The organism is Salinispora mooreana, assembly GCF_000379065.1.
Lineage (GTDB): Bacteria > Actinomycetota > Actinomycetes > Mycobacteriales > Micromonosporaceae > Micromonospora > Micromonospora mooreana.
In genome coordinates this window covers 3,164,010-3,177,145 of sequence record NZ_KB900614.1, presented here as the reverse complement: position 1 = coordinate 3,177,145, position 13,136 = coordinate 3,164,010, and the positions used below count along the sequence as shown (strand labels likewise).

General features: G+C 72.3%; 10 protein-coding genes. 1 reads left to right on the top strand and 9 read right to left on the bottom strand.

All coding sequences use genetic code 11. The annotated features are described in order from the left end of the window. Nucleotides 1-92 precede the first annotated feature (92 nt). The 7 genes from cydC to deoC all read right to left on the bottom strand — a co-directional run bounded on the left by cydC (nt 93) and on the right by deoC (nt 8,377). Entirely contained in the window at nt 93-1,928 is a 1,836-nt protein-coding gene (cydC, locus tag SALPAC6_RS0115145) for a thiol reductant ABC exporter subunit CydC (protein WP_018254239.1), read from the bottom strand. After that, on the bottom strand, nt 1,928-3,601 hold the full coding sequence (gene cydD / locus SALPAC6_RS0115140; protein ID WP_018254238.1) for a thiol reductant ABC exporter subunit CydD: 1,674 nt from the start codon (nt 3,599-3,601) through the stop codon (nt 1,928-1,930). Before cydD ends, cydC begins: the two co-directional genes overlap by 1 nt. 97 nt (nt 3,602-3,698) lie before the next feature. Continuing rightward, nucleotides 3,699-4,604, bottom strand: coding sequence for a M56 family metallopeptidase (locus tag SALPAC6_RS0115135; protein ID WP_018254237.1), 906 nt, complete (start codon nt 4,602-4,604; stop codon nt 3,699-3,701). 10 nt (nt 4,605-4,614) lie between these two features. Continuing rightward, complete coding sequence (locus tag SALPAC6_RS0115130) at nt 4,615-5,067, bottom strand: BlaI/MecI/CopY family transcriptional regulator (RefSeq protein ID WP_018254236.1); 453 nt, start codon at nt 5,065-5,067, stop codon at nt 4,615-4,617. 31 nt (nt 5,068-5,098) lie between these two features. Then, nucleotides 5,099-5,938: an aldehyde dehydrogenase family protein gene (locus SALPAC6_RS0115125; protein ID WP_018254235.1), complete on the bottom strand. Its 840-nt coding sequence runs from the start codon at nt 5,936-5,938 to the stop codon at nt 5,099-5,101. Beyond that, nucleotides 5,931-7,361: an aldehyde dehydrogenase family protein gene (locus SALPAC6_RS0115120; RefSeq protein WP_018254234.1), complete on the bottom strand. Its 1,431-nt coding sequence runs from the start codon at nt 7,359-7,361 to the stop codon at nt 5,931-5,933. Before SALPAC6_RS0115120 ends, SALPAC6_RS0115125 begins: the two co-directional genes overlap by 8 nt. A gap of 5 nt (nt 7,362-7,366) precedes the next feature. Further along, nucleotides 7,367-8,377, bottom strand: coding sequence for a deoxyribose-phosphate aldolase (gene deoC, locus SALPAC6_RS0115115; protein ID WP_020493591.1), 1,011 nt, complete (start codon nt 8,375-8,377; stop codon nt 7,367-7,369). 122 nt (nt 8,378-8,499) lie between these two features. On the opposite strand from deoC, the gene upp reads away from it, so the two are divergent. Continuing rightward, complete coding sequence (gene upp, locus SALPAC6_RS0115110) at nt 8,500-9,132, top strand: uracil phosphoribosyltransferase (protein WP_018254232.1); 633 nt, start codon at nt 8,500-8,502, stop codon at nt 9,130-9,132. Between the two features lie 137 nt (nt 9,133-9,269). Here the strand turns inward: upp and SALPAC6_RS0115105 are convergent, their stop codons facing one another. Further along, a complete protein-coding gene (locus SALPAC6_RS0115105; protein ID WP_018254231.1) occupies nt 9,270-10,961 on the bottom strand; it encodes a phospho-sugar mutase in 1,692 nt (563 codons plus the stop codon). Between the two features lie 47 nt (nt 10,962-11,008). Next, a complete protein-coding gene (locus SALPAC6_RS0115100; protein WP_026189697.1) occupies nt 11,009-12,991 on the bottom strand; it encodes a serine/threonine-protein kinase in 1,983 nt (660 codons plus the stop codon). Nucleotides 12,992-13,136: the final 145 nt, after the last annotated feature.

The following is a 13,136-nucleotide window of genomic DNA, read 5'->3' as shown; positions in this document are numbered from 1 at the left end:
GGCGGCGATCGGGAATTACGGACGTGCGACCGACCGAGACCGCCGGCGGGAGGTAGCCCGGACCGCGCGTCAGTCCGGAACCGCTGGCCCGGTCAGGGCAGCGGGTGGAGAGCGAGATAGCCGCGCTCGGCAGCCTCCTGGAGCTGCCACTGATCCCGATACCAGCCAGGGGTGGCGACCAGGTCGGCATGCCGGCCGCGTTGGACCACCCGACCAGATTCGAGCACCAGGATCTCGTCAACCGCGTCGAGGCCGCGCAGCCGGTGGCTGATCAGCAGGACGGAGCGTTGGGCCGGCGTGGCGGCCAGCACGGACGCCAGTACGTCGTCCGCGGCCACCGGGTCGAGCCCTTCGGTCGGTTCGTCGAGCACCAGCACCGCCGGCTCGGCGAGGAGCGCCCGAGCCAGCGCGAGACGCTGCCGCTGGCCACCGGAGAGCTGCCCGCCCTCTTCCCCTACCACCGTGTCCCAGCCGTCAGGCTGCTCCCGTATCCAACCTGCCAGCCCGGCGGTGCCGGTCGCCGCCGCAAGGTCCGCCTCGGTCGCGCCGGGGCGACCGAGCAACAGGTTCTCCCGGACCGTGGCGTGAAAGACGTACGTCTCGGCGAGGAGGCCCCCGACGAAGCGGGGGAGCAGCTCCGCCGGGTAGGCGGAGAGCTCCTGTCCGTCCAGGAAGATCTGTCCGGTGGTCGGCCGTACGCTTCCGGTCAGGACGGCGGCGAGCGTGCTCTTGCCGGCGCCGCTCGGCCCCACCACGGCGACTCGCCGGCCGGCGGGCAGGTCCAGGCGGAGCCGGTCGAGGGCGGGCGGCCCCTCGCTGCGGTAGCGGACGGTGACATTGCTGAATCGGATCTCCGCGGCGGTGGGGGCGGGGCGCACCGGCGGGGTGGCCGCGGATGCTGCCGGCGCCTCCTGGAGTAGCGCGGCGACCCGGGTGAGGCCGGCGCGGAGGCCGGTCCACTGCCGGGCGGCGCCGACGAGGGCGAGCGCGACCTCGACGGCGACCAGCGTGCCGACGGCGAGGACGCCGACCAGCACCCCGGCTACGCCGTCGGCCAAGGCCACCAGCAGCACCGCTCCGGCGGTCAGCCCGGCCACCAGGACCCCCAGCGCGTCCACCGCGAAGCCGGTCGCGGCCAACCGTCGCTCGATTCGGGCCAACCGCCGGATCCGGCCGGTTGCCGCCCCCCAGGCCCGATCGGTGGCCCCGAAGGCGGCGAGGTCGGCAGCGCCGTGGGTGAGGTCAACGGCGTCGGTGGCCAGGGCGCCGCGTAACGGCGCCAGCTCGGCGGCGGCGCGTCGGGTCAGCGCGGTGGCCAACGCCGGCAGCGCGACCCCCGCAAGCAGTAGTCCCACCGCGAGCGCTCCGGCGGCGGCCGGTGAGACGAAGGTGGTCGCGGCGACGGCCACCACGCCTACCACCCCGGCTGCCGTGGCCGGTACGAGGACCCGTAGCAGCAGGTCCTGGACGGCTTCGACATCGGAGACCAGCCGGCTCAGGGCGTCGCCGGAGCGCTGCCCGGCGCTGTCCCGCCGGGACGCCAGGGCAGCGAAGACGCGGGTACGGACATCGGTGACCAGCCGCAGCACCGCGTCGTGCCCGGCCAGGCGCTCGGTGTAGCGCAGCACGCCGCGCCCGATGGCGAGCGCGCGGACGGCGACGATCGCCACCGTCAGCCGGTCCAGCGGCGGGCGGCCCGCGGCGCTCATCAGCAGCCATGTCGCGGTGGACATCAGGGCCAGCGCGGCGAATTCGGTGGCGGCGGCGAGTAGGCCCGCCCCGATTAGCCGGTTCACATAGGGGCGGGCCAGTCGCAGCACCACCCACTCCGGCGCGTCGGCACGCCCGGTGGACCGCGCCGCCGCATCGTCCTCGGTGCCGTCGGTCGGGGGAGCACCCGGATAGCTGGTCGGGTCGGAGACACTCATCAGGTCGTCCTCGCGGCAGGGGTCGAGGTGAGCTCGGTAACCCGCCCGTCGGCGACCCGCAGCACGCGGTCCGCGTCGGCCAGCAGCGCGGGACGATGGGCCACCAGCAGCGCGGTGCGACCGGCCACCAGCGCGCGGGTGGACCTGAGGACGGCGGACTCGCTCGCTGAGTCCAGGCGGGCGGTCGGTTCGTCGAGCAGCACCACCGGTGCGTCCCGGAGGAAGGCACGGGCCAGCGCGACCCGTTGTCGTTGACCACTGGAGAGGCCGTGCCCCCGCTCACCGAGGCGGGTGAACAGCCCGTCGGGGAGCGCGGCGACGACATCGGTCAGCGCCGCGTCGCGTACGGCGTCGGACAGCGCGGCGTCGGGCAGGTCAGGGGAGCCGAGACGGATGTTGTCGGCCAGTGAGGCGGCGAAGAGGTGGGCCCGCTGCGGAACCCAGGCGAGGTGGCGGCGCCAGGCGTCCAGGTCGGCCTGGGCCAGGTCGACGCCGTCCACGGTCAGCCGGCCGGAGGTAGGCCGAACAAATCCAAGCAGCAGGTTCAGCAGGGTGCTCTTGCCGGCGCCGCTCGGCCCGACCACCGCGATCCGCTCGCCGGGCTGGATGGTCAGCGTGACATCGCGTAGCGCCGTGGTCCGATCGTAGGCGACGGTGACACCCTCGAACCGGATCACGCCCCGGCCGTTCGGCTGGGCCGGGCCTGCCCCGGCGCCGGCGTCGGGTGCCCCGGCAGAGAGGGTGAGCGCCTCGTCCAGCGCGGTGAGCCCCTCCATGCTGGCGTGGAAGCGGCTGCCGGCAGCCCGCAGCGGCAGATACGCCTCGGGGGTGAGGAGCAGCACCAGCAGCGCGGTCTGCAGGGTCAGCCCGCCGCCGAGCAGCCGGACGCCGACCGGCACCGCGACCAGCGCGACGGAGAGGGTGGCGACCAACTCCAGCACCAGCGCGGAGAGGAACGCGATGCGCAGCGTTCGCATGGTCGCCACCCGGTGCCCGTCGGCCATCCGGCGGACCACCTCGGTCTGCGACCGGGCCCGGCCGAACGTCCACAGCGTCGGGAGGCCGGCGATCATGTCCAGGAAGTGCCCGCCGAGCAGCGCGAGCCGCCGCCACTGACGTTCCGTCGCCGCCTGCGCCTGCCAGCCGAGCAGCGCACCGAAGATCGGGATGAGGGGGAGGGTGACCGCGATGATGAGGGCGGAGCTCCAGTCGGCGACGAAGATCCGGGCGAGTACGGCGATCGGCACGGTGACGCTGAGTACAAGCTGCGGCAGGTACCCGGTGAAGTAGGCGTCCAGCGCGTCCAGCCCGCGCCCGGCCAGGGTGGCCAGCTGTCCCGCTCGCTGCCCGGCGACCCAGGTCGGGCCGTGTCGACCGACCGCGCCGAGCAACTCGGCCCGCAGCGCTGCCTTGACCGTCGCGGCGACCCGGGCCGACACCGTTCCCTGCGCCCACACCAGCAGCGATCGGGCGCTGATCGCGGCGACGAAGCCGGCCAACGCGGGTCGGTTGAGCTGTCCGTCGAACGCGGTGGCGAGCAGTGCGGCGAGCGCGGTCGCCTGCGCCAGCACCAGACCCGCGGCGAGTACGCCGAGGAGCGCGAGCACGGCGAGGTCGCGCCGGGCCGCGGGGACCCGTCGCAGCAGACGTGGATCGAAGGGACGACGGTTCACCGCTGTCCCGGTGCCCTACGGTCAGTCCGTCCCCGGAACACCCACCTGCACATTTCGCAAAGCCTAGTCGGGCCGGACTCCGGTGGTGCCGCGGCCATCAGCTCAGGAACAGCGAGACCGGTAGGGCGACCAGCGTGGTCGTCACCGCCAGCGCGGTGGCCCCGACCAGCCGGGGCGGTCGTCCCGACTCCAGCAGCCGGTGGACCCGCAGTTCGAGGTCGTGGTCGCCAAGGCCCAGGGTGCCGGCCGGGGTGAGTCGGTCACCAGCGGCGGCGAACCGGCGCAGCGCGCCCGCCAGGGGTGCCTCGGCATGCCGCTCGCGGGCCTTGTCATCGGCGCGCATCTCGACGAGCAGGGCGACTCGCTCGTGTGCGTCCCGTACCCAGCGGAGCCAGGGCAGCACCCGGCGGAGCGCGGTGAACGGCAACAGGACGAGATCGTGCCGTTCCTGGGCGTGGGCCCGTTCGTGGGTGAGCACGGCCGCCAGTTCGGCCCGGTCCAGCAGGTCGAGGGTGCCGGCACTCACGACAACCCGAGGCCGTACCCCGGGCAGGCAGTACGCGGCCGCACTCGGATGGTCGAGCACCAGTGCGCCGGGCACCGTCGGATCCTGCCGGGCGACCAGCGTGAGCAGATCCCGGTGGCGGCGTTGGGCCCGGACAGCGCTGTACAGGCTGCGGAGGGTGGTGGTGAACAGCACCACGCCGATTCCGCAGCCGAGACCGACGAGCCCGAGCTGGAGCGCGGATACCCCGGCTGGCCACGCGCCGCGCCGCAGCTCCCCGGCGAGGGCCCAGAGGGCGCTGCCGGTCGGTAGGTCGTAGGCGGCCAGGCCGAGGGCCATCGGGAGACCCATCGCCGCCAGGCCAGCCGCCAGGCCGACCGCCTGCCAGCAGAGAATGGCCACCCGCGGGCTGCGCCAGGTCCAGGTCGAACTGGCCAACACCTGCGCGGTGAGCCAGCAGGCCAGCACCGCGAGCCCGAAATGCAGCGCGTACGTCATGCGGGCCGCCCTAGTGCTCCGGCGCCTTGGCGGCCGGTGTGGCCGGGACCGTCGGTGTGGTGGGGTCCGCCGGTGTGACGGGGCTGGCCGGTGTGCTGGGCTCGCCCGCCGCGCTCAACGCGGCGCGCAGCACCTCCGCCTCGGTGCCGGTCACCGACCGGGCGAAGCGCACCAGGGCGGCGTCTCGGCTACCGCCGAGATCCAGCGCGTCGAGCATGAGCTTGGCGATGTGCGCCTCTCGGCTTGCGGCGGCCCGGTAGCGCCAGGCCCGCCCCTCGCGTTCCCGCCGCACCATGCCCTTGCCGGAGAGTCGGTCCAGCACGGTCAGCACGGTGGTGTAGGCCAGCTCGCGCCCGGCGAGGGCATCGACGACCTCCCGCACCATGAGCCCCGCTGACCTGCCGGGGAGTAGGTCCCACAGCACATCCATCACTGCGCGTTCGAGCTCGCCGAGCCGGGTCACCCGGTAATCCTACCCTGCGTAGTAGTGTCCGCTACCCGCCCTTGGGGTGCCAGACCGTCTTCGTCTCCAGCAGTGCCGTCATCCGGGCCAGGCCGGGATCGGCGTACCAGTCGTGGTTGGCTGGGACGGGACGCAGTACCCGCTTGAGGTTCTCCGCCGCCTTGACCTCCAGACTCGTCGCCAGCTCGGCGTCGGCCACGCCCGTCAGGTCGAGGGCGTTGACATCCCGATGGCCCGCCAGCGACGGGACGGTCTCCTGGAGGCGACCGGTCAGGATGTTGACCACCCCGGCGGGCAGGTCGGCGGTGGCCAGCACCTCGGCCAGCGTCACCGCGGCGAGGGGGTCGGTGGGCGAGGCCGCCACGACCACCGTGTTTCCGCTCACGATCGCCGGGGCGATCACACTGACCAGGCCGAGCAGCGCCGGTGCCGCGGGGGCCACCACCGCCACCACGCCGGTCGGCTCCGGCGTCGACAGGTTGAGGTACGGGCCAGCGACCGGGTTCACACCGCCCCGCACCTGGGGCAGCTTGTCCGACCAGCCGGCGTACCAGACCCAACGGTCGGTCGCGGCGTCCACCTCGTCACCGGGGATGCCCAGGGCCACGAACTGCTCGCGTCGGCCCTCCAGCATCTCGGCGGCGCGGTAGAGGATCTGACCCCGGTTGTACGCGGTCGCGCCGGCCCAACCCGAACCGGCGGCCCGGGCCGCCACGACAGCGTCCCGTGCGTCCTTGCGCGAGGCGAGCGCCACGTTGGCCGTGCTGTTCTCACCTGACTGCACGAGATACGACCGTCCCGACTCGCTGCGCGGGAACTTCCCGCCGATGTAGAGCTTGTACGTCTTTCGTACCGCGACCCGCTCAGACATTCAGGTACGCCTCCAGCCCGTGCCGGCCGCCCTCGCGACCGTAGCCCGACTCCTGGTAACCGCCGAACGGCGAGGTGGGGTCGAATTTGTTGAAGGTGTTGGCCCAGACCACGCCGGCGCGGAGCCGGTCGGCCAGCCACAGCATCCGGGAGCCCTTCTCCGTCCACACGCCGGCCGAGAGCCCGTACGGAGTGTTGTTGGCCTTCTCGACGGCCTCCGCCGGGGTGCGGAAGGTCAGTACGGACAGCACCGGGCCGAAGATCTCCTCGCGGGCGATCCGGTGGGCCTGGATGACCCCGGTGAAGATGGTGGGCGCGAACCAGAAGCCGCGCTCGGGCAGCTCGCACGGGGGCGACCAGCGCTGAGTACCCTCGGCCGTGCCGGCGTCGGCGAGCTCTCTGATCCGGGCCAGCTGCGCCGCCGAGTTGATCGCCCCGATGTCGGTGTTCTTGTCCAGCGGGTCACCCACGCGCAGCAGGGCCATCCGCCGTCTGAGCGACGCGAGTACCTGGTCGGCGACCGACTCCTGGAGCAGCAGGCGGGAGCCGGCGCAGCAGACGTGCCCCTGGTTGAAGAAGATGCCGTTGACGATGCCCTCGACCGCCTGGTCCACCGGGGCGTCGTCGAAGACGATGTTGGCGGCCTTACCGCCCAGCTCCAGGGTGAGCTTCGTGTCGGTGCCGGCGACGGCGCGGGCGATGGCCTTGCCCACCTCGGTGGAGCCGGTGAAGGCGACCTTGTCCACGTCGTGGTGCTCGACCAGGGCCCGGCCGGTTTCACCCGCGCCGGTGACGATGTTCACCACGCCGGCGGGGAGGTCGGCCTGCTGGCAGATCTCGGCGAAGAGCAGCGCGGTCAGTGAGGTCGTCTCCGCGGGTTTGAGCACCACGGTGTTGCCGGTGGCCAGCGCCGGGGCGATCTTCCACGCCAACATGAGCAGGGGGAAGTTCCACGGGATGATTTGCGCGGCCACCCCGAGCGGCCGGGGGCCGGGCCCGAACCCCGCGTGGTCGAGCTTGTCCGCCCAGCCGGCGTAGTAGAAGAAGTGGGCGGCTACCAGCGGAAGGTCAACGTCCCGGGACTCTTTGATCGGTTTGCCGTTGTCCAACGACTCCAGCACCGCCAACTCGCGGGAACGCTCCTGGATGAGGCGGGCGATCCGGAACAGGTACTTGGCCCGGTCCCGGCCCGGCATCGGACCCCAGACCCGGTCGTACGCGGTTCGCGCGGCGCGGACCGCTCGGTCGACATCACCGACGCCGCCCGCGGCGACTTCGGCGAGGACCTCCTCGGAGGCGGGGTTGATCGACGTGAAGCTACCGCCGTCGGTCGGGTCGACGAACTCACCGCCGACGAAGAGCCCGTACGCGGGCTGAAGCCGTACCACCGAGCGCGACTCGGGGGCGGGGGCGTATTCGAACATCGCGCTCAGTCCCGGGTGAAGTGGTCGGGACCGGCATAGTCGCCGGTCGTCAGCTTGGTGCGCTGCATCAGCAGGTCGTTGAGGAGGCTGGAGGCGCCGAACCGGAACCAGTCCGGGTCCAGCCAGTCCGCACCGACCGTCTCGTTGACCAGCACGAGGTACCTGATGGCATCTTTGGTGGTCTTGATGCCGCCGGCCGGCTTCACGCCGACCTGCCGTCCGGTCGCGGCACGGAAGTCCCGGACTGCCTCCAGCATCACCAGCGTCACGGGCGGGGTGGCCGCCGCCGGGACCTTGCCGGTGGAGGTCTTGATGAAGTCCGCGCCGGCCAGCATGGCGAGCCAGGATGCGCGGCGGACGTTGTCGTAGGTGGAGAGCTCCCCGGTTTCCAGGATCACCTTGAGGTGGGCCGGGCCGCTGGCTTCCCGGACGGCCACGATCTCGTCGTAGACCTCCTGGTACTGGCCGGTCAGGAAGGCGCTCCGGTTAATCACCATGTCGATCTCGTCGGCGCCGGCTGCGACCGCAGCTCGGGTGTCGGCGAGCTTGACCTCCAGCGGTGCCTGGCCGGAGGGGAAGGCGGTCGCCACGCTGGCCAGGTGTACCACGCCGGCTCCGGCTGGTGCCGCTGCGGCGCCGGCCGGTCCTGCCCCGCCGGCCGGCCCGCGAAGGACCTCGGCCACGTACGGGACCATCGACGGGTAGACGCAGACGGCGCCGACGTGCGGACAGGACGGGTCGGCGGGGTCGGGGCGTAGGGCCTTGGCGGCGAGCGCCCGCACCTTCCCGGGGGTGTCGGCCCCCTCCAGCGTGGTCAGGTCGACCATCCGGATCGCCAGGTCGATCGCCCAGGCCTTCGCCGTGGCCTTGATCGAACGGGTGCCGAGCTGCGCCGCCCGCTGCTCGGCGCCGACCTGGTCCACGCCGGGCAGGCCGTGAAGGAACGCCCGGAGGGCGGTCTCGGATCGTCCCAGCTCGGTGAGGTCCGACCGGGCCGACATCGCTGTCGCCGTCATGAGCCGGAGTCTACGCCGGAGCTCGAGACTGTGATCTTGGCCACGGTGACGGTGCGTGCCAGCGCCCTCGTTCCGGCCACACCGAGGGTGCCCAGGGCCGTGGGCGGGTAGGTTGAGCGACCGTGGACGTACACGTCATTGACCACCCGCTCGCCCAGGCGCGGTTGACCGCGATGCGCGACGCCCGGACCGACTCGGCCTCGTTCCGCGCCGCGCTACACGAACTCACCACCATGCTGGTGTACGAGGCGGCCCGCTCCCTTTCCGTCGAGCGTTACCCGGTGCAAACCCCGGTCACCAGCACTCAGGGCACCCGACTCGCCAATCCGCCGCTGCTGGTGCCGGTGCTGCGGGCCGGCCTCGGCATGGCCGACGCCGCGCTGAGTCTGTTGCCGGAGTCGTCGATGGGCTTCGTCGGCCTGGCCCGGGACGAGGAGACCTTCGAGCCCCGCGCGTACATGGAGTCGCTCCCGGCTGACCTCACCGGACTGCCGGTGCTGGTGCTCGACCCGATGCTCGCCACCGGTGGCTCGTTGGAGCACTGTTGCCGGCTGCTCGCCGATCGGGGGTGTACCGACATCACGGTGCTCTGCGTGCTCGCCGCGCCGGTCGGGATTGACCGGCTGGACCGCTCCGGCCTGCCCCTGCGCCTGGTAACGGCCGCAGTCGACGAGGGCCTCAACGACCGTCGGTTCATCGTCCCTGGCCTGGGCGACGCCGGTGACCGACAGTTCGGCGGTATGCCCCGCTTCTGACCGACCGGTCCACGGCCGGCGTTTGGGTGGCAGCCGGCGCCGCCTCCGCCCAGGTCGGCGGCGCTCGGCGAGGGCGTCGGTCTGGGTGGCGCCGCTTCCGGCCCGGCATGGTCGGCGTTGCTGCGTCGCGCTCCGCCCTACACCCCCAGGCTGGCGGCGACTTCGCTGCGCAACGTGGCGACGGCCGCCGCGGCGCGGCGGCGGGCCGTGGCGATGTCACCCGTCACGACCGGCTGCACCACCTCCAGGTATGCCTTGAGCTTCGGTTCGGTGCCAGACGGTCGGATCACCACCCGGGCGGCGGCGCTGCGCAGGATCACCACATCGGCCGACGGGAGCAGGTCCCGGGACTCGATAAGCGACTCTCCGAGCAGCGTGTTCGGGGTCGCGGCGCGGATTCGGGCCATCGCGTCTGTGATCACCCGTAGGTCGTCCACGCGTACCGAGAGCTGGTCGGTGTGGTGCACGCCGAACTCGGCCGCCAACTCGTCCAGCCGGTCGGCCAGGCTGCGCCCCTCCGCCTTGAGCCCAGCGGCGAGCTCGGCGATGGTCAGTGCTGCGGTGATGCCGTCCTTGTCCCGGACATGATCGGGGGCGACGCAGTAGCCCAGCGCCTCCTCGTAGCCGAAGACCAGCGGGGTGGACCCACCACCGGCCCGGACAATCCACTTGAATCCGGTCAGGGTTTCGTCATACGGCAGGTTGCGGGCGGTGCACATCGCGCGCAGCAGCGCCGAGGACACGATGGTGGTCGCGTAGAGGCCGGCTCGACCGCGTCGCATCAGATGGTCGGCGAGGAGAGCCCCCACCTCGTCACCGCGGAGCATCCGCCACCCCGGAGCGTCCCGGTCTACCGTGGGGTCGGCCGGCTCCCGGATCACCACGGCACAGCGGTCCGCGTCCGGGTCGTTGGCGATCGCGAGGTCCGCGCCGGTCGCGTCGGCCAGGGCGGTGAGCCGGTCAACGGCGCCGGGCTCCTCCGGGTTGGGGAAGGCGACCGTGGGGAACTTCGGGTCCGGCTCAGCCTGGTCTGGCACGAGCTGCGGGGTGGGGAAACCGGCGTGGGTGAACGCCGCGGCGAGCACCGCTGCGCCGACTCCGTGTAGCGGCGTGTACGCCACTTTCAGGTCGCGCGCCCCGTCCGGTGCGATCACCGCGACGGCCTGCTGCACGTACGACGCCACCAGGGTGTCGTCGAGGAGCTGCCCGGGTGGGCCCAGCGGTACGGCTGTCAGCGGGCCGACCGCGCGGATAGCGGACTCGATCTCGGCGTCCGCCGGCGGCACGATCTGCGCCCCCGCGCCCAGTTCGCCACCGAGTTGCGCGCCCAGGTAGACCTTGTAGCCGTTGTCCTGGGGCGGGTTGTGGCTGGCCGTCACCATCACTCCGGCGACCGCCCCGTGTTGGCGTACCGCGTGGGCCAGCACCGGCGTTGGTAGCGGGCGGGGGAGCAGCAGCGCCGGGCGGCCAGCACCGGTGGCGACCTGCGCGGTCCGTTCCGCGAAGGCGCGGGAGCCGGTGCGGGCGTCGTACCCGATCACCAGCGGACCGGTGCCGCCGTGGTCGGTGAGCCAGGCGACCAACCCGGCGGCGGCCTGCGTGACCACCGCGAGATTCATTCCGTTCGGGCCGGCACGCAACGGGCCGCGCAGGCCCGCGGTGCCGAAGGTCAGCGGGCCGGCGAAGCGGTCGGCCAGCTCCGGGGCGCTGGCCGGAAGCCGGTCGAGCACCGCCTGTAGCTCGGCGCGGCTGGCCGGGTCCGGATCGTCGTCGAGCCAACGTTGGGCCTGCTCGCGAAGGTCATTGAGGTGGTGGTGATCCGCCGACATGCCTCTTGATAGCACGTCGGCGGATCACCGCGTCGGCTCGCCCAGGCTCAGCCGGCTGCGGTCAGCTGGAAGGACTTGACCATCTCGTCGAAGATCGGTCGACTCTCCTCGAACCGGGCGTCGGTGACGGTCAGGTAGAACGAGTACGACTGGCCCTCGTGGGCGACGCCACGCCAGATGCCGTGCCGCATCTCCGCGCCTTCGCCACAGGTGTATTCGAACTCGGCCGCCGGTTTGCCGGCCAGCTCCGTATCGACGTCCATGGCGATCTGACGGTACGGCTTCACACAGGAGGTGGAGCGGGTCTGCAACCCGTTCTCGGCGATCTGTACCCAGCGGGCTGAGGTGTTGGTCCACTTCTCGGTGATGACGCGGACCCGTCGGCCGTTGTCCTCCGGATCGACGTAGTCGGTGTACAGCCCGCCGACCTTCTCTTCCCAACCCTTCGGCACCAGGACCCGTACCCCCCGGGCCGAGTGCTCCACCAACTCGGGGAGCTCGACGGCGGGAGCGGCTGACGTCGGAGCCGTCTGTGGTGCCGCCGGGATCTCTGAATCGTCTCCGCCGGTGAGGGTGAACATGCCGATCAGGAGCACCACGGCCAGGCCGCCCGCGACGGCGAGTTGGACCTTGCCCGGCCAGCCCTTCACCCGGCGAACGAGTTGGTCGCCGGTGGCCCGCGCCCGGTCGGCGAGACCGCCGGCCGGTGCCGGCGGCTGCGGTGCGCTGGTCCACGCCTGACCGGTGCCCGGAACCGACCACTGGGCCCCGCCCGCGGTGGGAGCGGCTGGGCCCGGGTAGCCGCCGATGCGTTGGGTGACATCCCCGCCGTAGGTGCGGCTCGGCACCGGCATCGCCCCGGTAGGTGTGTTCACCGGACCGGCGAGCGCGTCGGCGCTGGTGTCCTCCAGGGCGGCGGGGGTGGCCCGGGACTCCACCGCGGGCCGCTCGCCCCGGCGCAGTGCGGCCAGTCGGTCGGTGAGTGACTCACCGGCCGCGAGCATCGCCCGACCGCCAATCGTGCCGCTCGGCTTCGGCCGGGCTGGTGGGGCCGGCTGGGCGGGTGCGGCCGGTTGTGGGACCGCTGCTGGTCGTTGCTGGACCCGCACCACGGAGTACGGGTCGGTCACCGAGTTGACCGCAGCCGCGTTGCTGGTCAGCGGGCCGGCGAGTAGTTCGCGGAGCATGGCCCGGGCCGTGTCCACCGGCAACCGGCGGTCCGGGTCCTTCTCCAGCAGCCCCATCAGCACCGGCACCAACGGGCCACTGCGCTGGGGCGGGGCCGGCGGGTCCTCGACGACTGCGTGCATCGTCTCGATCGGATCGCCCTTGTCGAAGGGCGGGCGCCCCTCGACGGCTGTGTAGAGGGTCACCCCGAGGGAGAACAGGTCGCTGGGCGGCCCGAAGTCCTGGCCCATCGCCCGTTCGGGGGAGATGAAGTGTGGGGAGCCGAGCACCATGCCGGGCGTGGTGAGCTGCACGTCGGTGGGCATCCGGGCCACGCCGAAGTCGGTCAGCACACAGCGGCCGTCCGAGCAGATCAGCACGTTGGCGGGCTTGACATCACGATGCAGCACGCCGATCGCGTGCGCCACCTCCAGCGCGCCGAGCAGCGAGACGCCGATCTTGGCTACCACCCGCTGGGCTAACGGTCCGTCTTCGATCACCATGTCCGCGAGGCTGCGGGAATCGAGTAGCTCCATCACGATCCACGGCCGGCCACCCTCGGTGACCACGTCGTAAACCTGGACGACGGCGGGGTGTTGGATCGCTGCTGCGGCACGGGCCTCACGCAGGGTGCGTTCGTACATGGCGTCGCGGTCTGAGGGGGCCAGTCCTTGGGGTAGGACGACCTCCTTGACGGCCACGTCTCGGCGCAGGAGGGTGTCTGCGGCACGCCAGACCGTGCCCATGCCGCCGTTGCCCACTGCCGAGCGCAATGAGTAGCGCCCGCCGATGATGGTGTTGGGTGTTGCGCGGTCGCTGGGAGGACTGACAGGTCCGCCGCTCCACGTCGGGATCTGAGTCACTGAAGAGCCACCGGGGATTTCGAGGGGGGCTGGGACACAACCCCCCTATCTTGCTGGGTCGGATGCCGGTTGCGAAAGCCGCCGCGACGGACATTTGGCAAAGTCGACGATGCGTGTCCGACCGGGTGCGCCGGGTTGGCCAGGT